The sequence below is a fragment of the Streptomyces sp. NPDC026394 genome, from assembly GCF_055567735.1.
On record NZ_JBVHPX010000001.1, the window covers coordinates 852,232 to 874,344 of the forward strand.

At 70.7% G+C, this 22,113-nt stretch carries 17 protein-coding genes and 1 pseudogene; 12 read left to right on the forward strand and 6 right to left on the reverse strand.

Going from position 1 to position 22,113, the window contains the following annotated elements; genetic code table 11:
* Positions 1-45: 45 nt before the first annotated feature.
* From dprA to ACZ4QV_RS03670, 3 genes are all read left to right on the forward strand, one after another.
* Positions 46-1,209 (forward strand): DNA-processing protein DprA, encoded by a 1,164-nt coding sequence (dprA, locus tag ACZ4QV_RS03660; protein WP_361615808.1) that lies wholly within the window; start codon positions 46-48, stop codon positions 1,207-1,209.
* A 369-nt stretch (positions 1,210-1,578) separates the two neighbouring features.
* Complete coding sequence (gene whiG, locus ACZ4QV_RS03665) at positions 1,579-2,415, forward strand: RNA polymerase sigma factor WhiG (RefSeq protein WP_031007327.1); 837 nt, start codon at positions 1,579-1,581, stop codon at positions 2,413-2,415.
* A gap of 1,316 nt (positions 2,416-3,731) precedes the next feature.
* Entirely contained in the window at positions 3,732-4,271 is a 540-nt protein-coding gene (locus ACZ4QV_RS03670; protein WP_361147302.1) for a TetR/AcrR family transcriptional regulator, read from the forward strand.
* Between the two features lie 288 nt (positions 4,272-4,559).
* Here ACZ4QV_RS03670 and ACZ4QV_RS03675 read toward each other — a convergent pair.
* A pseudogene (locus ACZ4QV_RS03675) lies at positions 4,560-5,846 on the reverse strand (peptidoglycan DD-metalloendopeptidase family protein); the annotation flags it as partial.
* 135 nt (positions 5,847-5,981) lie between these two features.
* On the opposite strand from ACZ4QV_RS03675, the gene rpsB reads away from it, so the two are divergent.
* From rpsB to ACZ4QV_RS03720, 9 genes are all read left to right on the forward strand, one after another.
* A complete protein-coding gene (gene rpsB, locus ACZ4QV_RS03680) occupies positions 5,982-6,893 on the forward strand; it encodes a 30S ribosomal protein S2 (protein WP_361145675.1) in 912 nt (303 codons plus the stop codon).
* Between the two features lie 109 nt (positions 6,894-7,002).
* The gene (tsf, locus tag ACZ4QV_RS03685) at positions 7,003-7,839 is read left to right on the forward strand and encodes a translation elongation factor Ts (protein WP_030017378.1); all 837 of its coding nucleotides are present in this window, start codon (positions 7,003-7,005) and stop codon (positions 7,837-7,839) included.
* 176 nt (positions 7,840-8,015) lie between these two features.
* A complete protein-coding gene (gene pyrH / locus ACZ4QV_RS03690; RefSeq protein ID WP_030017377.1) occupies positions 8,016-8,789 on the forward strand; it encodes a UMP kinase in 774 nt (257 codons plus the stop codon).
* Between the two features lie 174 nt (positions 8,790-8,963).
* Complete coding sequence (gene frr / locus ACZ4QV_RS03695) at positions 8,964-9,521, forward strand: ribosome recycling factor (RefSeq protein ID WP_030674083.1); 558 nt, start codon at positions 8,964-8,966, stop codon at positions 9,519-9,521.
* Entirely contained in the window at positions 9,521-10,660 is a 1,140-nt protein-coding gene (locus tag ACZ4QV_RS03700; protein WP_361634516.1) for a phosphatidate cytidylyltransferase, read from the forward strand. The genes frr and ACZ4QV_RS03700 overlap by 1 nt, the downstream gene beginning before the upstream one ends.
* A 125-nt stretch (positions 10,661-10,785) precedes the next feature.
* Positions 10,786-11,892, forward strand: a complete 1,107-nt coding sequence (gene rlmN / locus ACZ4QV_RS03705) for a dual-specificity RNA methyltransferase RlmN (protein WP_361145584.1) — start codon at positions 10,786-10,788, stop codon at positions 11,890-11,892.
* Between the two features lie 246 nt (positions 11,893-12,138).
* Positions 12,139-13,215 carry a thiamine ABC transporter substrate-binding protein gene (locus ACZ4QV_RS03710; RefSeq protein WP_361615803.1) on the forward strand — a complete coding sequence of 359 codons (1,077 nt, stop codon included), beginning with the start codon at positions 12,139-12,141 and terminating at the stop codon, positions 13,213-13,215.
* Positions 13,216-13,271: 56 nt separating this feature from the next.
* Complete coding sequence (locus ACZ4QV_RS03715) at positions 13,272-14,885, forward strand: ABC transporter permease (protein WP_467762527.1); 1,614 nt, start codon at positions 13,272-13,274, stop codon at positions 14,883-14,885.
* Complete coding sequence (locus tag ACZ4QV_RS03720) at positions 14,886-15,959, forward strand: ABC transporter ATP-binding protein (protein ID WP_467762528.1); 1,074 nt, start codon at positions 14,886-14,888, stop codon at positions 15,957-15,959.
* 37 nt (positions 15,960-15,996) lie between these two features.
* Here ACZ4QV_RS03720 and ACZ4QV_RS03725 read toward each other — a convergent pair whose 3' ends face one another.
* The 5 genes from ACZ4QV_RS03725 to ACZ4QV_RS03745 form a co-directional block, all read right to left on the reverse strand.
* The gene (locus ACZ4QV_RS03725) at positions 15,997-16,998 is read right to left on the reverse strand and encodes a DMT family protein (RefSeq protein WP_361584036.1); all 1,002 of its coding nucleotides are present in this window, start codon (positions 16,996-16,998) and stop codon (positions 15,997-15,999) included.
* Between the two features lie 30 nt (positions 16,999-17,028).
* Positions 17,029-18,282 (reverse strand): LOG family protein, encoded by a 1,254-nt coding sequence (locus tag ACZ4QV_RS03730; protein ID WP_467762529.1) that lies wholly within the window; start codon positions 18,280-18,282, stop codon positions 17,029-17,031.
* Between the two features lie 71 nt (positions 18,283-18,353).
* The gene (locus tag ACZ4QV_RS03735) at positions 18,354-19,565 is read right to left on the reverse strand and encodes a hypothetical protein (RefSeq protein ID WP_361145573.1); all 1,212 of its coding nucleotides are present in this window, start codon (positions 19,563-19,565) and stop codon (positions 18,354-18,356) included.
* The gene (locus tag ACZ4QV_RS03740; protein ID WP_361145570.1) at positions 19,547-20,278 is read right to left on the reverse strand and encodes an ABC transporter ATP-binding protein; all 732 of its coding nucleotides are present in this window, start codon (positions 20,276-20,278) and stop codon (positions 19,547-19,549) included. The genes ACZ4QV_RS03735 and ACZ4QV_RS03740 overlap by 19 nt, the downstream gene beginning before the upstream one ends.
* A 473-nt stretch (positions 20,279-20,751) precedes the next feature.
* The gene (locus ACZ4QV_RS03745; protein ID WP_361145567.1) at positions 20,752-22,113 is read right to left on the reverse strand and encodes an aspartate aminotransferase family protein; all 1,362 of its coding nucleotides are present in this window, start codon (positions 22,111-22,113) and stop codon (positions 20,752-20,754) included.

The window sequence follows — 22,113 nt, forward strand, 5'->3', positions numbered from 1 at the left end:
GGGGGACCGAGGGCTGTTCCACGGCGAGCGCCAGGGAGCCGGCGCATGAGTGAAGTGGGAGAGGAAGAGAGGGCAGCACGCGCGGCACTGACGCGTATCGCTGAGCCCGGTGACGAAGCGGTAGGCCGGTGCCTGCGGCAGATGACGCCGGTGCACCTCGTACAGTCCCTGTTCGGCGAGCGGGACATGCCGTCAGGAGTGTCGAAAGAAAAATACAAGAGCCTGCGCCTGCGAGCGGCTCGGACGGACGCCGACGGAGCTGCTGCGGACCTTGCGGCTGTCGCTGCACTCGGTGGCCGGTTCGTCTGTCCGGGAGACGACGAGTGGCCACAGCAGTTGAACGATTTGGGGGATGGCAAACCCGTCGGCCTGTGGGTGCGTGGGAGCGCGAACTTGCGCATGTGGGCTTTACGGTCCGTCGCGGTCGTCGGCGCTCGCGCCTGCACGGAGTACGGCGCTCACTTGGCAGCCACCCTCAGCGCCGGCCTGGCCGACCGCGGCTGGACGGTGGTGTCAGGAGCTGCTTACGGAGTGGACGGTGCGGCTCATCGAGGTGCCCTGGCGGCGAAGGGGGCCTCGGTCGCTGTACTGGCCTCCGGCGTCGACTACGCCTATCCGCGGGGACACACCGAATTGATCCGTCGGCTTGCGGAACAGGGCCTGGTGATCGCGGAGTTGCCACCGGGAGATCATCCGACCCGGAGCCGATTCATTCTCCGGAATCGAGTCATCGCGGCCCTCACCCGCGGCACCGTGGTCGTAGAGGCCGAACTGCGCAGCGGATCCCTGGTCACCGCTCGGCGGGCGACGGAGCTCGGCCGGTTCACCATGGGGATGCCGGGGCCGGTCACCAGCGGACTGTCGGCGGGTGTGCACCAACTGCTGCGAGGCGAGGCCGTAGTGGTGACCGAAGCCGCCGAAGTGATCGAGTTGGTCGGCAGCATCGGCGACCTCGCTCCCGCGCAGCGTGGGCCGACCCTGGCGCATGATCTTCTTGATCCGGTGGCGTCCCGGGTGCTCGAAGCGGTCCCCGCACGGGGTGGTGCGGACTCGCGGCGGCTGGCTCGGGACTCGGGCACGGCAGAGGAAGTCGCGCAGGGCAAGCTCTTCGAGCTGCAGTCGCTGGGATTCGTTCAAAGGTGTGGACCTGTATGGGAGTTGGCGCGACGTCCCGTATCCATCACGGGGCCCCGGGGAGGCGGTGCTTGACATGTGGCGAACGGGTGAAAAGGGAGGAGGGGAAGTGGCTGTAAGGGCCGGTTTGGATGCGTTTCTGTACGTGGAGCCTTGTCGACGCTGGACGGTGGCGAGGCGCATCGGTCGTCGCCGTGGCGGTCTGTGGTGAAGCCGCGTGCGGAGGAGCGTGCGCCGGGCGCCCGTAACGACGCTTCCATCCCCCTGCGAGTGGAATCGGCGTCGCCTCGTGTAACCCGGGGGTGCGGGCAGCGGAACGTATCTGCGCACTCCCGGACCACCCTTCATCGCGCATCGCGACACTGCAGTCACGCTACGCTCACGAGTAATTGAACCTCACGCACGTGTTCCCCAGTGTTTCGGCAGAACGGCTCAAGGCAACGAATGCCCCAGCACACCTCCGGGTCCGACCGCGCGGCCGCGCCCCCCGCCGCACGCGGTAGCGTGCGCCCCGCCGCGCCCACCTCGCTGGAGGAGCTGTGGCGCGCCTACAAGATCTCAGGCGACGGGCGGCTGCGTGAGCAGCTGATCCTGCACTACTCGCCCCTGGTGAAGTACGTCGCCGGCCGGGTCAGTGTCGGCCTACCGCCCAACGTCGAGCAGGCCGACTTCGTCTCCTCCGGAGTCTTCGGGCTCATCGATGCCATCGAGAAGTTCGATCCCGAGCGGTCGATCAAGTTCGAGACGTACGCCATCACCCGCATCCGGGGCGCGATGATCGACGAACTGCGGGCACTGGACTGGATCCCGCGGTCGGTGCGGCAGAAAGCCAGGGCGGTCGAGCGGGCCTACGCCACACTGGAGGCCCAGCTGCGGCGTACCCCGTCCGAAGCGGAGGTGGCCTCGGAAATGGGCATCGCCTTGGAGGAACTCCACGGGGTCTTCAGCCAACTGTCCCTGGCCAATGTCGTCGCCCTGGAGGAGCTGCTGCACGTCGGTGGCGAGGGCGGTGACCGGTTGAGCCTGATGGACACCCTGGAGGACACGGCTGCCGACAATCCGGTCGAGGTGGCCGAGGACCGCGAGCTGCGGCGACTGCTCGCCAGGGCCATCAACACGCTTCCTGAGCGGGAGAAGACCGTCGTGACGCTTTACTACTACGAGGGTCTCACGCTCGCCGAGATCGGCAATGTCCTCGGGGTCACCGAGAGCAGGGTCAGCCAGATCCACACCAAGTCCGTACTCCAGCTCCGCGCCAAACTGGCTGACGTGGGGCGGTGAGCCGGGGCAGGGGGTGGGAGCCGTGGGCCTCCGTTCAGTGGGGCGCGTGCTGTCGTGTCGTAGCCGGGGTGGAGGCTCTTGTCGTCGGAAGCTGGAGAGAAGCGGGCCGGTGCCGGCTGGGGACGAGAAGCAGCTGATGCTTTGCTGGAGGCGGAGGTTCCTGCGCGCCCGGGGGCCGAGGACTGTTGCCGGTGTTCACGATGGCGGAGGTCCATCGGTTCCTGCGCGCGGGGGGCGAGGCGGCGAAGTCACTGCGCCGACGTCCTTCCTTCGCCCGGCTCTGCACTGTGGCCTTCGCCTGGCTCTTGGCCTGCGCTTTCGCGGCTCCGAGCCCCTGACGGTCATTCCGAGTTCGGCGCTCGCTTCTCGCTTCGCCTCCCCCCACCCCCCGCCCACCCACCCCACCTCCGCCGCTCTCCTCTTCCGCCCTGGCCGTACCCCGCGGCGGTTCGAGCGCAGCCGGCTTCCCGGCGGCGTTCGTGCCTGGAGGGCCGCATTGGAGCTCGCTGTTATAGGCCGCACTCAAGCTCACGCCGCCCCCAGGGCCGCCTCCTCAGGAACCGCAGCGCTCCGCGCCTATTCCGCAGCTCCCGCGCCTGACCCGCAGCCCCGCGCCTGCCCGCGGCGTCCGCGTCTGACCGCCGAACCCGGGCGTGACTGCCGAACCTGGACCTGGCTGCGATGCCTGCGTCTGATCGTCCGCACTCCCCGGCTGCGGTCCCGGGCCTGGTTGCGGTGCCCGTGTCTGGTTGTCGGACTTGACCTGATCCGGATTGGCTCGGGATCGGTCGGGGGTAGTTCCGGGCACTCGCCCTGCGGTCGATCGGCGTACTCTGCCCCGCTGCCGAGAGCCCGCAGCGGACAGCCAGTCCTGGCGGCTGTCTGACCTCCGACGCACGCACCCGCGGTCGCTCCGCGATCACCGGGACCGATACCCGTCTGCGCATCAGTACCCATGCCGAGCGCTCTGTGGCCCCGTCCCTCCCGGACGTCACGTCGGCGCTCGCTTCCGTGTTTGCCTGCCTGCTCGGCATCGTGTGCGCGCCTACGAGGTCGTCCTATGGCGGCTGCCCTTGCTCGTTTCCTTCCCTAGCTGGATTTCTGCCTCTGGTCCTCTTCCCTTCCCGACCTGCCTTCTCCCGGTGTCTCGCCGCGTCGTCGGCCCGCCGTGGCCCCCTCTCGTCGCCCTTCTCGGTGTCCTTCTCCCGGGTGTCGGCATGGACACATCGTGATGCGGAGTGCCATGTCCGCGGTGCCATCCGTAGAGTGGTGACGTGCCCAGGATTCGAGCGGCCTCTGTGGCCGAGCACCGGACGATGCAGCGTGGCGCCCTTCTGGACGCCGCCCGCACCCTGCTGTCCGAAGGCGGGACCGAGGCGTTGACCTTCCCCGCCCTCGCTGAGCGAACGGGCCTCGCGCGCTCCTCCGTCTACGAGTACTTCCGTTCCCGCGCGGCTGTCGTCGAAGAGCTCTGCGCTGTCGACTTCCCCGTATGGGCGGCTGAGGTCGAGGCGGCGATGGAGCGGGTCGAGACACCCGAGGCCAAGATCGAGGCGTATGTGCGGCAACAGCTCGCGCTGGTCGGCGACCGCCGTCACCGAGCCGTCGTCGCGATCTCGGCCGGTGAGCTGGACGCCGGCGCGCGGGAGAAGATCCGTGCCGCGCACGGGGGACTGATCGCGATGATCGTGGAGGCGCTGGCCGGCCTCGGTCACGAGCAACCACGTCTCGCCGCCATGCTGCTTCAGGGGATCGTCGACGCCGCTGTCCGCCGCATCGAGCTCGGGGCTGCGGAAGAGCCGACGCAGATCACGGAGGCCGCGGTCGCCATGGTCCTGGGTGGGGTAAGAGGCTGATCGGTCGGTCGATCCTCCCTGCACGAGGTAGTGGGTGGTGTGGGGTGTGGGGGACGGAGATCGGCGCTGTTGCAGGATCGGGCACGTAGGCACGAGTAAGGGCCGTTGGCGGGTTCCATTTGCGTGTGCCGCCTGCGTCGGGGATCTCGAACGCTGAGATTGACGTGAGCGCGGCGGATCGCGACGTCCTGGTTCGCTGCTCGGCTCGGGCACGCCGATGACCGGGAGGAGCCGCGAAGGGCCGGGGTTCAGCATTGCCGCGGGGAGCAGGGACAGCGGGTCCAGGTAGGTCTTGTCGCGCAGCAGGCCCCAGTGCAGGCAAGGGGTGGAGCAGTGGAACGGGCCTGGGCCGAGCTTGGCCACTGCCTGACCGGCGGTGACGTGGTCACCCTTGCGGACGGTCGGGTGGACCGGTTCGTAGGTGGTGCGTAGGGGCGGGTGACCGGACCCCGAGACTTCGATCGACAGGACGCCTCGGCCTGCCACCTTGCCGGCGAAGAGAACGCGTCCGGGGGCGGCTGCCCGTACCGTCGCGTCCTCGGCCGCGAGGAGATCCACCCCCCGATGGCCGGGCGCCCAGGGGGCGGGTGGGGGCTCCCAGCCGCGTGCGATGGTGGGCCGCGCGCCGGCCGCTCCAGTGACGGGCCAAGCTCGCTCGCCGGTAGCCGGCGGTGCGGGGCGGCTTCGGTCAGGATCGATCGGGTGGGCGGGTGCCGGACGGCGTTCCGATGACCTTGCGAGTTCCTCGGAACCGGGCTGAACGGCACCGGCGAAGGCCAATCCAGCCGTGGAGGAGGCTCCAGCCGTGGGGGAGGCTCCAGTCGGGGCGGCGGCTACGGCCGCCAGCACGGCAGATGTGGTGCCCGCTGCGCACAGGGCCAGGAGGCGGACGGCTGGGGGAGCGGTGCGCCGGGCGTACGCCGCCCGCCTGGATCCGGAGGCGAGGGGGACTGGTGAGTGGCCAGCCCCGGGCGATACCCGTGGGCGGCGTGTGGCGGTAGTGGGCGCGGCGTGCACGTCGCGCGCCGGCTGTCGGGTGACTGCGGTGCGTACGGTCTCGATAACAGTTCGTTGTCGCATGTCACGACGGTGCCCCGATCGGCTGCGGCTTGGGGATCTTGAGCTGGATCGGTGGACTACCGACGGGTTGTGTGCAACCACGTCACCCGTGCGATACCCCGGGATCTGCCCGGAGCGCTCCCTCCCGTCTCGGAACGCTCCCCAAGGCGCCAATGCTCCAGGCAGCAGGCAGCAGGCAGCAGGCAGCAGGCAGCAGGCAGCAGGCAGCAGGCAGCAGGCAGGGGGCGCGGGGCACGCGTCACGCGTCACACCGGAAGCTCCGGAAGGCCGGGAAGCCGGGAAGCCGGAAGCCGTGCAGTCGTAAAGCTTGAACAGCCTGGTGGGCCCGTACCCCGACCCTCCCACCCCACCCCCGACCGCACCCCCTCCCCGCCCCCCACCCCCTGGCCGAAAGGAGTGTGTCGCCCGTCCCTTCGGCGGTCCCGTACACTTCTTGTGGCGATCCGGGTCACCGGGTCGACTTCGCACGCCCCGCCACCAGCGCACATTTCCCATTCGGGCAGCACGGTGGACGCGCCCCTCGGTCCTCGGAAGGCCCCGCAAGGTTCCTTCCCCGGCAGAGCGCGCCGGGGCGTCAGGCACCGCGGCCGCCCGGCCGCAGTGGAACCGAGTAACACGAGGAGTACGGCCATGGCCGTCGTCACGATGCGGGAGCTGCTGGAGAGCGGCGTCCACTTCGGGCACCAGACCCGCCGTTGGAACCCGAAGATGAAGCGCTTCATCTTCACGGAGCGCAACGGCATCTACATCATCGACCTGCTCCAGTCGCTGTCGTACATCGACCGCGCCTACGAGTTCGTCAAGGAGACCGTCGCCCACGGCGGCTCGGTGATGTTCGTCGGCACCAAGAAGCAGGCCCAGGAGGCCATTGCCGAGCAGGCGACCCGCGTGGGCATGCCCTACGTGAACCAGCGCTGGCTCGGCGGCATGCTGACCAACTTCTCGACCGTCTACAAGCGCCTGCAGCGTCTGAAGGAGCTCGAGCAGATCGACTTCGAGGATGTGGCCGCCTCCGGCCTCACCAAGAAGGAGCTGCTGGTCCTCTCCCGCGAGAAGGCCAAGCTGGAGAAGACCCTCGGCGGTATCCGCGAGATGCAGAAGGTGCCCAGCGCCGTCTGGATCGTGGACACCAAGAAGGAGCACATCGCCGTCGGCGAGGCGCGCAAGCTCAACATCCCGGTCGTGGCGATCCTCGACACGAACTGCGACCCGGACGAGGTCGACTACAAGATCCCGGGCAACGACGACGCGATCCGCTCCGTCACCCTGCTCACCCGCGTGATCGCCGACGCCGTCGCCGAGGGCCTCATCGCCCGCTCCGGCGTCGCCACCGGCGACCAGAAGCCGGGCGAGAAGGCCGGCGAGCCGCTCGCCGAGTGGGAGCGCGACCTGCTCGAGGGCGAGAAGAAGGCCGACGACGCCAAGGCCGACGAGGCCAAGGCCGAGGACAAGCCCGCCGAGGCCCCCGCTGCCGAGGCTCCGGCTGCCGAGGCCCCCGCCGCCGAGGCCGAGAAGCCGGCCGCGGACGCCGAGCAGGCCTGACGCCGCACCACCGGTTGACGACGGCGGGGGAGGGCGCCACGAGCGCCGCCCCCGCCGTCCACCCGTAGATCTTTCGACTGTCGAGATTTCGAGAAGAGATTCACAGACCATGGCGAACTACACCGCCGCGGACGTCAAGAAGCTCCGTGAGCTGACCGGCGCCGGCATGATGGACTGCAAGAAGGCCCTGGACGAGGCCGAGGGCAGCGTCGACAAGGCCGTGGAGATCCTCCGCGTCAAGGGCCAGAAGGGCGTCGCCAAGCGCGAGAGCCGTTCGGCCGAGAACGGCGCCGTCGTCTCCCTCATCTCCGAGGACAAGACCTCCGGCGTCCTGCTGGAGCTGAAGTGCGAGACGGACTTCGTCGCCAAGGGCGAGAAGTTCCTGGCCGTCGCCAACGCGCTCGCCGCGCACGTCGCCGCCACCTCCCCGGCCGACCTCCAGGCGCTGCTCGCCTCCGAGATCGAGGCCGGTAAGACCGTCCAGGCGTACGTCGACGAGGCCAACGCCACGCTCGGCGAGAAGATCGTCCTGGACCGCTTCGCGCAGTTCTCCGGCGGCTACGTGGCCGCCTACATGCACCGCACCATGCCCGACCTCCCGCCGCAGGTCGGCGTCCTGGTCGAGCTGGACAAGGAGAACGCCGAGACCGCCAAGGACGTCGCGCAGCACATCGCCGCGTTCGCGCCGAAGTACCTCACCCGTGAGGACGTTCCGGCCGACGTCGTCGAGAACGAGCGTCGCGTCGCCGAGGCCACCTCGCGCGAGGAGGGCAAGCCCGAGGCCGCCCTCCCGAAGATCGTCGAGGGTCGCGTCAACGGCTTCTTCAAGGAGAACACGCTGCTCGCGCAGCCCTTCGCGAAGGACAACAAGAAGTCCGTCGAGAAGGTCCTGAACGAGGCCGGTGTCTCGCTGAAGCGCTTCGCGCGCATCCGCGTCGGCGCCTGAGCCAAGCCGTGGGCCTTGCCGCCAAGGCCAGCGAATGACCTGCGGCCCCGCTAGGGTCGTACGCAGTCGGCCGCATACCGGCCGGCCGCAGATGTGACGAGGAGGCCATTGCCGTACAGGGATCTGCACCAGACCCCCGGCAATGGCCTTCTTCGTATGTGCACGAGGAGAGCGTGATGAATCAGGGTGCCGACGGCGCGGACACAGCCCACAAAGCCGACAGTGACGGGAAGGGACGCTTCCTTCTGAAGCTGTCGGGCGAAGCGTTCGCCGGCGGCGGCGGACTGGGTGTCGACCCCGATGTCGTGCACGCCATCGCCCGCGAGATCGCAGCCGTGGTCCGCGACGGCTACGAGATCGCCATCGTGATCGGCGGTGGCAACTTCTTCCGCGGCGCCGAACTGCAGCAGCGCGGCATGGACCGCGCCCGCTCCGACTACATGGGCATGCTCGGTACGGTCATGAACTGCCTGGCCCTCCAGGACTTCCTGGAGAAGGAGGGCATCGACTGCCGGGTACAGACCGCCATCACCATGGGACAGGTCGCGGAGCCGTACATTCCGCTGCGCGCCGTCCGCCACATGGAGAAGGGCCGCGTGGTCATCTTCGGAGCGGGCATGGGCATGCCGTACTTCTCCACCGACACCACCGCGGCGCAGCGCGCCCTGGAGGTCGGCGCCGAGGCCATGCTGATGGGCAAGAACGGGGTGGACGGGGTCTACGACGCCGACCCCAAGAAGTTCCCGGACGCGGTGAAGTTCGACGCCCTGGAGTACGGCGAGGTCATCACCCGCGACCTCAAGGTCGCCGACGCCACCGCCATCACGCTCTGCCGTGACAACAAGCTTCCGATCCTCGTCTTCGAGCTGCTCGCCGAGGGCAACATCGCGCGCGCGGTGAAGGGTGAGAAGATCGGCACGCTCGTCAGCGATCAGGGCACCCGGGCCTGACGGCCCCAACTGCCGTAGTGCCGTACGGGCAGGGCTCCGTACGGGCGGCAACCCCGGGTCGTGGCTGACCTCGGCACGGGGATGGACAACGGCCTGCCGGTCGGACACCGTGCAGGAGAAGACGCGCGGCAGGGGCGAGGCTCTGCTTCTTACCGAAAAGACCAGGAGCAAGTGGTGATCGAAGAGATCCTCCTCGAGGCCGAGGAGAAGATGGAGAAGGCCGTCGTGGTCGCCAAGGAGGACTTCGCCGCGATTCGCACCGGGCGTGCGCACCCGGCGATGTTCAACAAGATCGTGGCGGACTACTACGGCGCCATGACGCCGATCAACCAGCTGGCGTCGTTCTCGGTTCCCGAACCGCGGATGGCCGTGGTGACCCCGTTCGACAAGAGCGCGCTGCGCAACATCGAGCAGGCGATCCGCGACTCCGACCTGGGCGTCAACCCGAGCAACGACGGCAACATCATTCGCGTGAACTTCCCGGAGCTCACCGAGGAGCGCCGCCGGGAGTTCATCAAGGTCGCGAAGAACAAGGCCGAGGACTCGAAGATCTCGATCCGCAGCATCCGGCGCAAGGCCAAGGAAAACCTCGACAAGCTCGTCAAGGACAAGGAGTCCGGCGAGGACGAGGTGCGCCGGGCGGAGAAGGAGCTCGACGACACCACCGCGAAGTACGTCGCGCAGGTGGACGAGCTCCTCAAGCACAAGGAATCCGAGCTCCTCGAGGTCTGATGAACGAGTCATCCTGGGGGGCCCCGCCTGGCGTCGGCCGAGCCGGTCAATGGGGACCACCCGAGCAGGGACCCGTCGGTACGGCGGGTCCCGCGCACGACTGGAGCGCGGCGGCGCAGACTCGCCCCATGCCCATCGTGCCCGACACAGGCGGACACCAGGACGACGACCGGAATCCTCTGGACGACGACCGGGACCACCGGGACGACCTGGGGGCCGCTCGGCCGAGCGGCCCCCTGTTCCGCGACGAACAGCCGCAGGAGCCCATGCCCACCTCTTTGCCGGGGCCCGACAGCTCACAGCAACCCCCCAAGCCGCAGAAGAAGAGCGCGGGACGCAACCTCCGGGCCGCCATAGGGGTCGGCGTCGGCCTCGGCGCGGTCATCCTCTTCTCGCTCTTCGTCTACAAGCCCCTGTTCGTGGGCGTGATAGTCATCGCGGTGGTCGTGGGCCTGTGGGAGCTGACCTCGCGGCTGGCGGAGCGCAAGGACGTCAAGGTCCCCCTGGTGCCGCTCGCGCTCGGCGGTACGGCGATGGTGGTCGCCGGCTACGTACGCGGCGCGGAGGGCGCCTGGGTGGCGATGGCGCTCACCGCGCTCGCCGCGCTCGTGTGGCGCATGACGGAGGCGCCCGAGAACTACCTCAGGGACGTCACGGCAGGCGTCTTCGCGGCGTTCTACGTGCCGTTCCTGGCGACGTTCGTGGCGATGATGCTCGCCGCCGACGACGGACCGCAGCGGGTCCTGACGTTCCTGCTGCTGACCGTCGTCAGCGACACGGGCGCGTACGCGGTGGGCTGGCGCTTCGGCAAGCACAAGCTCGCCCCGCGCATCAGCCCGGGCAAGACCCGCGAGGGCCTGCTGGGCGCGGTGCTGTTCGCCATGGTCGCGGGCGCGCTGTCCATGGAGCTGCTCATCACCGACGGCGCCTGGTGGCAGGGTCTGCTCCTGGGCATCGCCGTCGCGGCCAGCGCGACCCTCGGTGACCTCGGCGAATCCATGATCAAGCGGGACCTCGGCATCAAGGACATGGGCACCCTGCTGCCCGGTCACGGCGGGATCATGGACCGCCTGGACTCCCTCCTGCCGACCGCGCCGATCGTCTGGCTGCTGTACGTGATCTTTGTCGGCTCGGGCTGACCAGCGGTTTTCCGTACGCGGCCGTAGGGCCCGCCACCTCGCGTGGCGGGCCCTACGCACGTCGGGAACGGCCCCGGATCGCGTCGGCGATCGTCACTTCGTACGTCTGCGACACTGGAAGAACCATGCCTAAGCCCGGAGAACTCACTTTCGTCGCGCCGCGCGGAGCCAAGAAGCCCCCGCGGCACCTTGCCGATCTCACCCCCGCCGAGCGGCGCGAAGCCGTGGCCGCGGTCGGTGAGAAGCCGTTCCGTGCCAAGCAGCTGTCGCAGCACTACTTCGCGCGGTACGCGCACGACCCGGCGGAGTGGACCGACATCCCGGCCGCGGCGCGGGAGAAGCTGGCGTCGGAGCTGGTGCCCGAGCTGATGAGTGTGGTGCGGCACATCTCCTGTGACGACGACACCACCCGCAAGACGCTGTGGAAGCTGCATGACGGGACCCTCGTGGAGTCCGTGCTGATGCGCTACCCGGACCGGGTGACGATGTGCATCTCGTCGCAGGCCGGGTGCGGCATGAACTGTCCGTTCTGCGCGACGGGGCAGGCCGGGCTGGACCGGAACCTCTCCACCGCCGAGATCGTTCATCAGATCGTCGACGGCATGCGGGCGCTGCGTGACGGTGAGGTGCCGGGTGGGCCGGCCCGGTTGTCCAACATCGTCTTCATGGGCATGGGCGAGCCGCTGGCGAACTACAAGCGGGTCGTGGGGGCGATCCGGCGGCTGACCGACCCCGAGCCCGACGGGGTGGGGCTGTCCCAGCGTGGCATCACGGTGTCCACGGTCGGTCTGGTCCCGGCGATGCTGCGGTTCGCGGACGAGGGCCTGAAGTGCCGGCTCGCGGTGTCGCTGCACGCGCCGGACGACGAGCTGCGCGACACGCTCGTACCGGTCAACACGCGCTGGAAGGTGCGGGAGGTGCTGGACGCCGCGTGGGAGTACGCGGAGAAGTCCGGACGGCGGATCTCGATCGAGTACGCGCTGATCCGGGACATCAACGACCAGGCTTGGCGCGGTGACCTGCTGGGGCGTCTGCTCAAGGGCAAGCGGGTCCATGTGAACCTGATTCCGCTGAACCCGACGCCCGGGTCGAAGTGGACCGCGTCCCGTCCCGAGGACGAGAAGGCGTTCGTCGAGGCCGTCGCCGCGCACGGTGTGCCGGTGACCGTCCGCGACACGCGCGGACAGGAGATCGACGGCGCCTGCGGGCAGCTCGCCGCCGCGGAGCGCTGACCGCCCGCTGGTACGGTGTGATCGAACAAATGCACATTCCGACAGGGGAGCGCCACAGCGCTGAGAGTGCGGCAGTGTCACGGACCGAGCGTCACGGACACCGAGGTGCCGCAGACCCTTGAACCTCGCCCGGGTCATTCCGGGTAGGAAGTTCGGTCGTCACTCATGCTGTTGCGCCCCGTCCGGCCTTCTTCGCGAAGCGCCGGGCGGGGCCGCGTCTCTTCCTGGCCAGCCAGGAGGAATTCAGTGAGCACCAACAGAAGGATCACCGTCACGGCGCTGGCCGTCGCGGCCGGCATGACGGCGCTCGCCGCGTGCGGCTCGGGAGGCAGCGGCGGCAAGGATCCGAAGACCGTCACGCTCGTCAGCCACGACTCCTTCAATGTCTCGAAATCCGTGCTGGCGGAGTTCACCGAGCAGACCGGTTACAAGGTCGACGTGCTCAAGGGCGGGGACGCGGGCAAGGCCGTCAACCAGGCGATCCTGTCGAAGGGCAACCCGCAGGGTGACGTCTTCTTCGGTATCGACAACACGCTGCTGTCGCGCGGGCTGAAGGCAGGGATCTTCACTCCGTACCAGGCCAAGGGGCTGGAGAGCGTGCCCGCCGAGCTCCAGCTCGACAAGGCGGAGCACCGGGTGACGCCGGTGGACTACGGCGACACCTGCGTCAACTACGACCGGGCCTACTTCGCCGCGCACAAGATCGCGCCGCCGAAGACCTTCGACGACCTGCTCAAGCCCGAGTACAAGGGGCTGCTGGTCACCGAGAACTCCGCCACGTCGTCGCCGGGGCTCGCCTTCCAGCTCGGCACCATCGCCGAGTACGGCGAGTCCGGCTGGCAGGACTACTGGAAGAAGCTCAAGGCCAACGGCGTCGAGGTCGTGGACGGCTGGGAGCAGGCGTACAACGAGCGGTTCTCGGGTTCGGCGGCCGGTAAGGGCAAGGGGGACAAGCCCCTGGTGGTGTCGTACGCGTCGAGCCCTCCGGTGGAGGTGCTGGGCAAGAAGCCGGAGCCGAAGGAGGCGCCCACGGGCGTCGCGGTCGGCACCTGCTTCCGGCAGATCGAGTTCGCGGGCCTGCTCAAGGACGCCAAGAACGAGAAGGGCGGCAAGGCGCTGCTGGACTTCCTGCTGAGCAAGCGGTTCCAGGAGGACATGCCGCTCCAGATGTTCGTCAACCCGGCGCGTCAGGACGCGAAGGTGCCGGAGCTGTTCACCAAGTACGGCGAGAAGATCGACAAGCCGGGGACGGTGGCTCCGGAGACGATCACCAAGAACCGCGAACAGTGGATCAAGCAGTGGTCCTCGCTCGTTCTGAAGTAACCGGCCGCGCGAGGCGGGCGCGCCGCGGACGGGCAACGGCCGGCCGGCTCGCCCTGATGGCGCTGCCGCTCGCCTTCTTCGCGCTGTTCTTCGCCTACCCGGTCGTCGCGATCGTCGGGCGCGGGCTGAAGGACGGCGGGCAGTGGCAGCCGGGCCGGGCCGGGGAGGTGCTCTCCGACCCGGACGTCCTGCGCGTCCTGTGGTTCACCGTCTGGCAGGCGGCGGCCTCGACCGGGCTCACGCTGCTGATCGCGCTCCCCGGCGCGTATGTCTTCGCGCGCTTCGAATTCCCCGGAAAGAGGCTGCTGCGGTCCGTGGTCGCGGTGCCGTTCGTCCTGCCCACGGTGGTGGTGGGGTCGGCGTTCCTGGCCCTGGTCGGGCGTGGCGGGGTGCTGGACGACCTGTGGGGCGTACGGCTGGACACGTCGGTGTGGGCGATCCTGCTGGCGCACGTCTTCTTCAACTACGCCGTGGTCGTACGGACCGTCTCCGGCCTCTGGGGGCAGCTCGACCCGCGGCAGGAGGAGGCGGCCCGGGTGCTCGGGGCGTCCCGTTGGGGCGCCTGGCGGCGGGTGACGCTGCCCGCCCTGGGGCCGGCCGTCGCTGCTGCCGCCCTGATGGTCTTCCTCTTCACCTTCACCTCCTTCGGTGTGGTGCAGATCCTGGGAGGGCCGACGTTCTCCACTCTGGAGGTGGAGATCTACCGGCAGACCGCCGACTTCCTGGACCTCCCCACGGCCGCCGTCCTCACCCTGCTGCAGTTCGCCGCCGTGCTGGCACTGCTGGCCCTGCACGCCTGGACCGTACGGCGGCGGGAGGCCGCCCTCACGCTCGTCGACCCGGCGCAGACGGTGCGGCGGCCGCGCGGCGCGGGCCAGTGGGCGCTGCTGTGGGGGACGCTCGTCGTGATCGTGCTGCTGCTGGTGGTGCCGCTGGCGGTGCTGATCGAGCGGTCCTTCGCGGGGCCGGACGGCTACGGGTTCACGTACTACCGGGCGCTGCAATCCGCCGCCTCCATGGACAGCACCTTTGCCGTCGCCCCCTTGAACGCCTTGTGGAACTCGCTCGCCTACGGGGCGGCCGCCACGCTGATCGCCCTGGTGGTGGGCGGACTGGCCGCGGCCGCGCTGACGAAGCGGGGCGGCAGGCTGGTGCGGGGGTTCGACGCGTTGCTGATGCTGCCCCTCGGGGTTTCGGCCGTGACCGTCGGTTTCGGCTTTCTGATCACTCTCGACGAGCCGCCGCTCGACCTGCGCTCGTCGTGGTGGCTGGTGCCACTGGCGCAGGCGCTGGTCGGGGTGCCCTTCGTCGTACGGACCATGCTGCCCGTGCTGCGCGCGGTGGACGAGCGGCTGCGGGAAGCGGCCGCGGTGCTGGGAGCCTCGCCCTGGCGGGTGTGGCGCGAGGTCGACCTGCCGCTGGTGCGGCGGGCCCTGCTGGTCGCCGCGGGCTTCGCCTTCGCCGTCTCGCTGGGCGAGTTCGGCGCGACGGTCTTCATCGCGCGACCGGACAACCCGACGCTGCCGGTGGCCGTCGCACGGCTGCTGGGACGCGCTGGAGAACTCAACTACGGACAGGCCATGGCACTGTCCACGATCTTGATGGTGGTGTGCGCGGGCGCGCTGCTGGCGCTGGAGCGCATCCGCACCGACCAGGCCGGAGAGTTTTAGATGGCGGGACACGCCGATACGGGACGCGCCGACACGGCGGACGGGGCACTGCTGCGGCTGGACGACGTCACCGTCCGCTTCCGCACCGGGCAGCCGCCGGCGCTGGACGCGGTCGACCTGAGCGTCGCCGCGCAGGAGACCGTGTGCGTGCTGGGGCCCAGCGGCAGCGGCAAGTCCACGCTTCTGCGGGTCGTGGCGGGACTGCAGGCCGCCGAAGCGGGGCGCGTCTTCCTGGAAGGACGGGACCAGTCGGGCGTGCCCACCCACCGCCGCGGCCTCGGGCTGATGTTCCAGGACCACCAGCTCTTCCCGCAGCGCGACGTCGGCGGGAACGTGGCCTTCGGCCTGCGCATGCGAGGCGCGTCACGTGCCGAACAGGAGCGTACGGTTGCCGAACTCCTGGACCTGGTGGGTCTGCCCGGCGCCCAGCGGCGTGCGGTGGCGGCGCTGTCCGGCGGCGAACAACAGCGGGTCGCGCTGGCCCGCGCACTCGCACCGCGGCCACGGCTGCTGATGCTGGACGAGCCGCTCGGCCAGCTCGACCGCGGCCTGCGGGAGCGCCTGGTCGTCGAACTGCGCAGAGTCTTCGGCGAGCTGGGGACGACCGTGCTGGCCGTGACGCACGACCAGGGCGAAGCCTTCGCGCTGGCCGATCGGGTGGTGGTCATGCAGGAGGGGCGGATCGCGCAGAGCGGTACCCCGCTGGAGGTCTGGCAGCGCCCCGCCACCGAGTTCGTCGCCCGCTTCCTGGGCTTCGACAACGTGGTGGAGGCGACCGTACGGGGCGGGTCCGCCGACACCCCCTGGGGGAAGATCCCGGTACCGGACGGCACACCGGACGGCCCGTGCCGCCTGCTGGTGCGCCCGGCCGGGGTGCGCATCACGGCCGCCGCGGACGGGCTGCCGTGCAGGGTAGCGGCCCGCACCTTCCGCGGTACCCATGTCGCGCTGCTCCTCCAGCCGGACACCGGGCCGCAGGTGGAGGCGGCCTGCGCGCTGCGGGACGCCCCACAGGACGGGGAGCCGGTGGGCGTCACCTTCGCGGCCGAGGACGTCGTGGTCCTGAACCGCTGAGGGACGCCCACCACCGGGACGCGTGCCCGCGTTCGTACTACGGGGAGCTGGTGCGGCTGCCCGCCGTGGTCCGGGCGTCGCTCACGGCCGACGGCCCGTCCGGCGCCTTCGCTTCCTCCGCGGGAGCCGGTACGGACGCCGGCCCGGACGCCGTACCGGTCGTGCCGCCGTCCTCCGGCTCGCCGAACCAGGCGACCGCGACGGCGCCGGCCACCGCCACGACGAAACCGAGCACCGCCATCCAGGCGAAGCCCGGCCGGGAGGAGTCACCGAGCCACAGCACCCCGAGGATGCCCGGCACCACCGTCTCGCCCACCACCAACGCCGCCGTGGCACCGTTGACCGAACCGATCTGGAGAGCCACCGTGTGCAGGTACATACCGCCGATACCGGCGACGAGAATGGCGTAGAGCGCCGGGTCGGCCAGGAGCGTGGGCAGGTGGAACGGGTCGACGCCGTTCAGTACGCGCACGCCGACCCCGAGCGCGCCGAAGCCCAGGCCGGACAGCAGGCCGGCGAGGATCGCGGCGCGGCTGCCGAGCAGCCGGACGGCCAGCGTTCCGCCGCCCATCAGCGCCACCGAGGCGATCAGCAGCCACCAGTGGGTGGTCGTCGAGGCGTCCCCGCCGCCCTCCGGCCCGGCCGCGGTGGCCAGCAGGACCAGCGCCGAGCAGACCACGCCGATGGAGACCCACTCGCGGCCGTTCAGCCGGATGCCGAGCAGCTTGATGCTGAGGACGGCGGTGATCACGAGGTTGGCGCTGATGACGGTCTGCGAGAGGAAGAGCGGCAGCATCCGGGCGGCCAGCGCGCCGAGGCCGAACCCCACGAAGTCCAGCACCGTACCGACCATGAACTCCCACGTCACGGCGGCCTTGGCGGTGGAGGAGAGACTGGGGCCGCCGTGTGCGGTGACGCCGGTGGTGGACGCGGCGGCCGCCTCCCGGCGCGCGGACTTGCGCGACCCCACCGCTTGCAGGACCGACCCCGTGCCGTAGCAGGCCGAGGCCGCTACCGCTGTCAGAAGACCGATGAGCACCGAGAACTCCGTTTCGCGCACTGCCTGGTTTTACCTGTGCATTACCTGACTGGGAGACGTGGTTTCGGGGGCGTGAGTTGCCTCGGACGGTCGAGCAGATGCCGCGGGACCGGAACCGGGGACTTCGCCGAGGCGGGCCAGCGCTTCCGGCGCCTCTTCCACCGAGTCGACCAGAGCGATCCTGCCGGACATGGCGCGTTCCGCGGCGAGCGCCTGCAACAGCGGCCAGGCGGGCAGCCTCTCGGTCCAGTGGACACGGTCGACGAGCACCATCGGGGTCGGCTCACCCCGCGATCCGTAGTAGTTCGGAGTCGCGTTGTCGAAGATCTCCTGCACGGTGCCCGCCGCGCCGGGCAGGAAGACCACGCCGGCGTTGCAACGGGCCAGGAGGCCGTCCTCACGGACCGCGTTGACGAAGTACTTGGCGATGCGGGACGCGAAGGCGTTCGGCGGTTCGTGCCCGTAGAACCAGGTGGGGATGCCGACCGAGTCGCCGCCGCCCGGCCAGCGGCCGCGTACCTCGAAGGCGGCCCGCGCCCAGTCCGTCACCGAGGGAACGAACCGCGGCACCTTGGCGAGGAGCGCGAGGCTCTCGTCCAGCATGGCGTCGTCGAAGGGCGCGGCGTAGGCACCGAGGTTCGCGGCCTCCATCGCGCCCGGACCGCCGCCCGTGGCGACCGTCAGGCCGGCCCGGGCGAGCCGCCGCCCCAGCCGGGCCGCGCCTGCGTACGCGTCGGAACCGCGCTCCAGCGCGTGCCCGCCCATGATGCCGACGACCCGGGCGCCGGTGACGTGCTCGTCCAGCGCGTCCGAGACGGCGTCGTCGTGGATGCTGCGCAGCATCGAGGCGAGGATGTCGCCGTCCGACATGGTCCGCTGGTACCAGGCGTAGGCCAGGGCGTCGGGGGTCGCCGGGTAGCCGGCTTCCGTGGCGAGGGCGTCGAAGAGTTCGTCGGGCGAGTAGAGGCCGCCGCGGTACGGGTCGAACGGCAGGTCCGGTATCGGCGGGAAGACCAGTGCGCCGGCCGCCCGCACGCTCGCGGCGGCCTCCGGTTCCATCCGGCAGCCGAGGAAGACGGCGTCGGACACCGGCGTGCCGAGCAGGGCGGAGGTGCGGCCGGTCAGGTCGACGGACTGGACGCGGTAGCCGCGCAGACTGCCCGAGGCCAGCACCCGGTCGAACGCGGCGAGCGTCTCGATCTCGCGGTCGCTGCCGGGGTGTCGCGGCCGCTCGACGGGACGATGGGGTGCGGGGGACGCGGGGGGCTCGGAGTTCGGCTGCACGCCCGTCATCGTAGGCGGGAGGCGCCGGGGCCCGGCGGCGAGGGCGGGGTGGCGGGCGGCGTGACGCCGGGTCAGGGGAGCAGGGGGAGGGCGGCGAGTTCGGCGATGGCCCAGGTCAAGGGGGCCAGGACGACAAGGAGGGCCAGGACGCGGAGGGCGGCGGCGCGGTGGAGGAGCGAGCGGGGCGTCCCGAGGCGGCGGAGGGCGGCGGTGGTGTGCTCACGGGCCCAGCGGGCTTCCAGCGCCGCGGTGAGGGCGCTCGCGGTGACGCAGGCCAGGACGAGGGCCGCGCCCAGCCCGGTGAGGGGGCCGAGAGGCCGGGCGGGGGCGGCTTCGTACACCTTCACCGCCGCATACGTACCGGAGGCGACCGCGCAGAGCACGCCGAGCGGACGGCCGACGCGCCGGGACTCCTCCTGGAGGACGCGGCCCGCGAGGAGGCGGACGGCGCCCGGGCGGCCGGCCGCCAGCAGCCGGCCGGACAGTTGCGTCAGGCCGGGGCCCGCCAGGACCAGGCCGAGGGTGGACAGCGCCCAGCCCGCCAGGACTCCCGGCGGGCTCCCGACGAGGCGCTCGGGCAGCGGGAGGAGAGCGCCGGCGTCGTCGGAGCCCCGGCTGACGTAGGTCTCCAGGGCGAGGCCGGCCGCCGTCAGCGTGATTCCCCACGGGAGCGCGGCGGGCACGGCGGAACGCGAGCTGTCGGTGGCCGTGGCCGTCAGGGGCTCGCCGGCTCCGGTGGCCGCCCGGGCGCCGCGCCGGCCGCCGCGGACGTCCTTACGGGGGCGCAGGACGACGGCGGTCGCGCCAGCAGCCGTCAGGGGGACGACGGCGAGCAGCAGCAGCGCGCCGGCGGGCGGCAGGGCATGGCCCGCGCCGAGGAGCTGGGTGGCGGAACCGGTGGCGGTCGCGCCGCCCAGGTCGCCGCGGAGCGCCAGGAAGACGAGCAGCGCGAGGAAGCTGCCCAGGACACAGGAGACGGCGGTGGAGGTGGCGGCGATCAGGGTCAGCCGGGCAGGCCCCAGCCCGGCGGCCGACATGCCCCGTTGAGGACGGGACGCGGGGTCGGTGCGGGCCGCGGACACGGCGAGCTGGGTGGTGGCCGCGACCGGGACGGCGCACCAGAGAAGGCGTACGAAGGCGTCCGTGGCCGACGCGGGGTGGGCGGCGGCGTGGCCGAGGACGGCCAGGAGGAGGAAGCCGGTGCCCGCGGAGGCGGCGGCCACGAGCAGGCGGCGGAACAGGACGAGGGGGTGGGCCCCGCGGGTCAGACGGAGAGCGAGCACTCTGCCCTGCTTTCCTTCTCGGGGGCGGGGGCCTTGAGACCGACGCGACGGCCGTCGAGGAGGGCCACGGTGCGGTCCGCGAGGGTGTCGGCCTCGGGTTCGTGGGTGGCGAGGACGACCGTGATGCCGTGCGAGCGGGCCGCCGTGGTGATGGCGCGCAGTACCTGGGCGGCGTCCGCGCGGTGCAGCGGCGCGGTGGGCTCGTCGGCGAACAGGACCTGCGGCGCGCAGGCCAGGGCGCGGGCGACGGCGATCCGCTGGCGCTGCGACTGGTCGAGGCGGCCGGGGCGTTGACGGGCGCACAGGCCCACGTCCAGGCGGTCCAGCCATTCGCCGGCGGTCTGCTTGGCGGCGCGGTGACCGACGCCGCGCAGCAGCAGGGGGAGGGCGGCGTTCTCCCAGGCGGTCAGCTCGGGGACGAGGTGCGGTTCGGTGTCCACCCAGCTGAACCGGTCCAGGCGCAGCCGTTCACGGCTGAGCGGCGAGAGCGTGTGCACGGGTGAACTGTTGAACCAGATCTCGCCGCTGTCCGGGACAAGTTGGCCGGAAAGGCACCGCAGGAGAGTCGACTTGCCGCAGCCGCGCGGCCCGGTGACGGCGAGGATCTCGCCCTCGCGGACACCGACGGAAACCCCGGCGAGCGCGGGGGAGCCGGCGTACGTGTGGTGCAGGCCGCGCGCCCAGAGAACGTCGTTGTCAGGTGGGGCCACCATCTGCGCACCTCATGCTCGTCGCGTCCGATCGTTCCCCCAACCGGGTGAACGACCATGGAGAGTATCGGTCACTGGCACGGTAAGGAGTGGCGACCCTCGGTATTCGGCGCTCGGCGCGCACCACGGCTCAGGTTCACTCAAATGGCCGCTTATATGAAGAACTTGGGCGAAGGGTGAGCGGCAGGGGCTCGCGGGAGGTGCGGGGCGGGCGGGGGAAGGCGGGCGGGCGCCCGGGACCCGCGCTCGTCCGTGCGCCGCGCCTGCCCGGAGGGCGTGCGGGGCCGTGGGTCCATGGCCGTACGCGCATCACGGGCGGGCGCGTGAGCCCGCTGGGCGGGCTCGCCCGTACCGGCAGGTGGGCAGGCGGAGGCGACAAGCCCGCGGCCCCGCCCCGGACCGCGGGCCCGGGGCGGGGCCGCGGCCCTTCGCCGCTCGCTCCGCGACCCCGGGCCCGCGCCGCCGTTCCGTACTTCTCAGAGCTTCGCCCAGGCCTCCGTCAGCGTGCCGCGCAGGATCTGCTCGATCTCGTCGAAGACCGGCTGGTCGGCGATGAGCGGCGGGGCGAGCTGGACGACCGGGTCACCGCGGTCGTCGGCACGGCAGTACAGGCCGTTGTCGAAGAGGGCCTTGGAGAGGAAGCCGTACAGGACGCGCTCGGTCTCCTCGTCGTTGAACGATTCCTTGGTGGTCTTGTCCTTGACGAGTTCGATGCCGTAGAAGAAGCCGTTGCCGCGGACGTCGCCGACGATCGGCAGGTCGTGGAGCTTCTTCAGGGTCGAGAAGAAGGCGTCCTCCTTGTCCAGCACGTGCTGGTTGAGGCCCTCGCGCTCGAAGATGTCGAGGTTGGCGCAGGCTACGGCGGCGGAGACCGGGTGGCCGCCGAAGGTGTAGCCGTGCAGGAAGGTGTTGTCGCCCTTGTAGAACGGCTCGGCCAGCCGGTCGGAGATGACGCAGGCGCCGATGGGGGAGTAGCCCGAGGTCATGCCCTTGGCGCAGGTGATCATGTCGGGCACGTAGTCGAACTTGTCGCAGGCGAACATCGTGCCGAGGCGGCCGAAGGCGCAGATGACCTCGTCCGAGACGAGCAGCACGTCGTGCCGGTCGCAGATCTCGCGGACGCGCTGGAAGTAGCCGGGCGGGGGCGGGAAGCAGCCGCCCGCGTTCTGCACCGGCTCCAGGAAGACGGCGGCGACGGTGTCCGGGCCCTCGAAGAGGATCTGCTGCTCGATCTGGTCGGCGGCCCAGCGGCCGAACGCCTCCGGGTCGTCCCCGAAGAGCGGCGCCCGGTAGATGTTGGTGTTCGGGACCTTGTGCGCGCCGGGGACCAGCGGCTCGAACGGGGCCTTGAGGCCCGGCAGTCCGGTGATGGACAGGGCGCCCTGCGGTGTGCCGTGGTAGGCCACCGCGCGCGATATGACCTTGTGCTTGGCGGGCTTGCCGGTGAGCTTGAAGTACTGCTTGGCCAGCTTCCACGCGGTCTCGACGGCCTCACCGCCGCCGGTGGTGAAGAAGACCTTGTTCAGGTCGCCCGGCGCGTGGTGCGCCAGCCGCTCGGCCAGCTCCACGGCCTTGGGGTGCGCGTACGACCAGATGGGGAAGAAGGCCAGCTCCTGGGCCTGCTTGAGCGCGGTCTCGGCGAGTTCGGCGCGGCCGTGCCCCGCCTGGACGACGAAGAGGCCGGCCAGCCCGTCGATGTAGCGCTTGCCCTTGTCGTCGTAGATGTTCGTGCCCTCGCCGCGCACGATCGTCGGCACGGGGGCGTTCTCGTACGACGACATGCGGGTGAAGTGCATCCACAGGTGGTCGTAGGCCGTCTTCGAGAGGTCAGCGGTCAT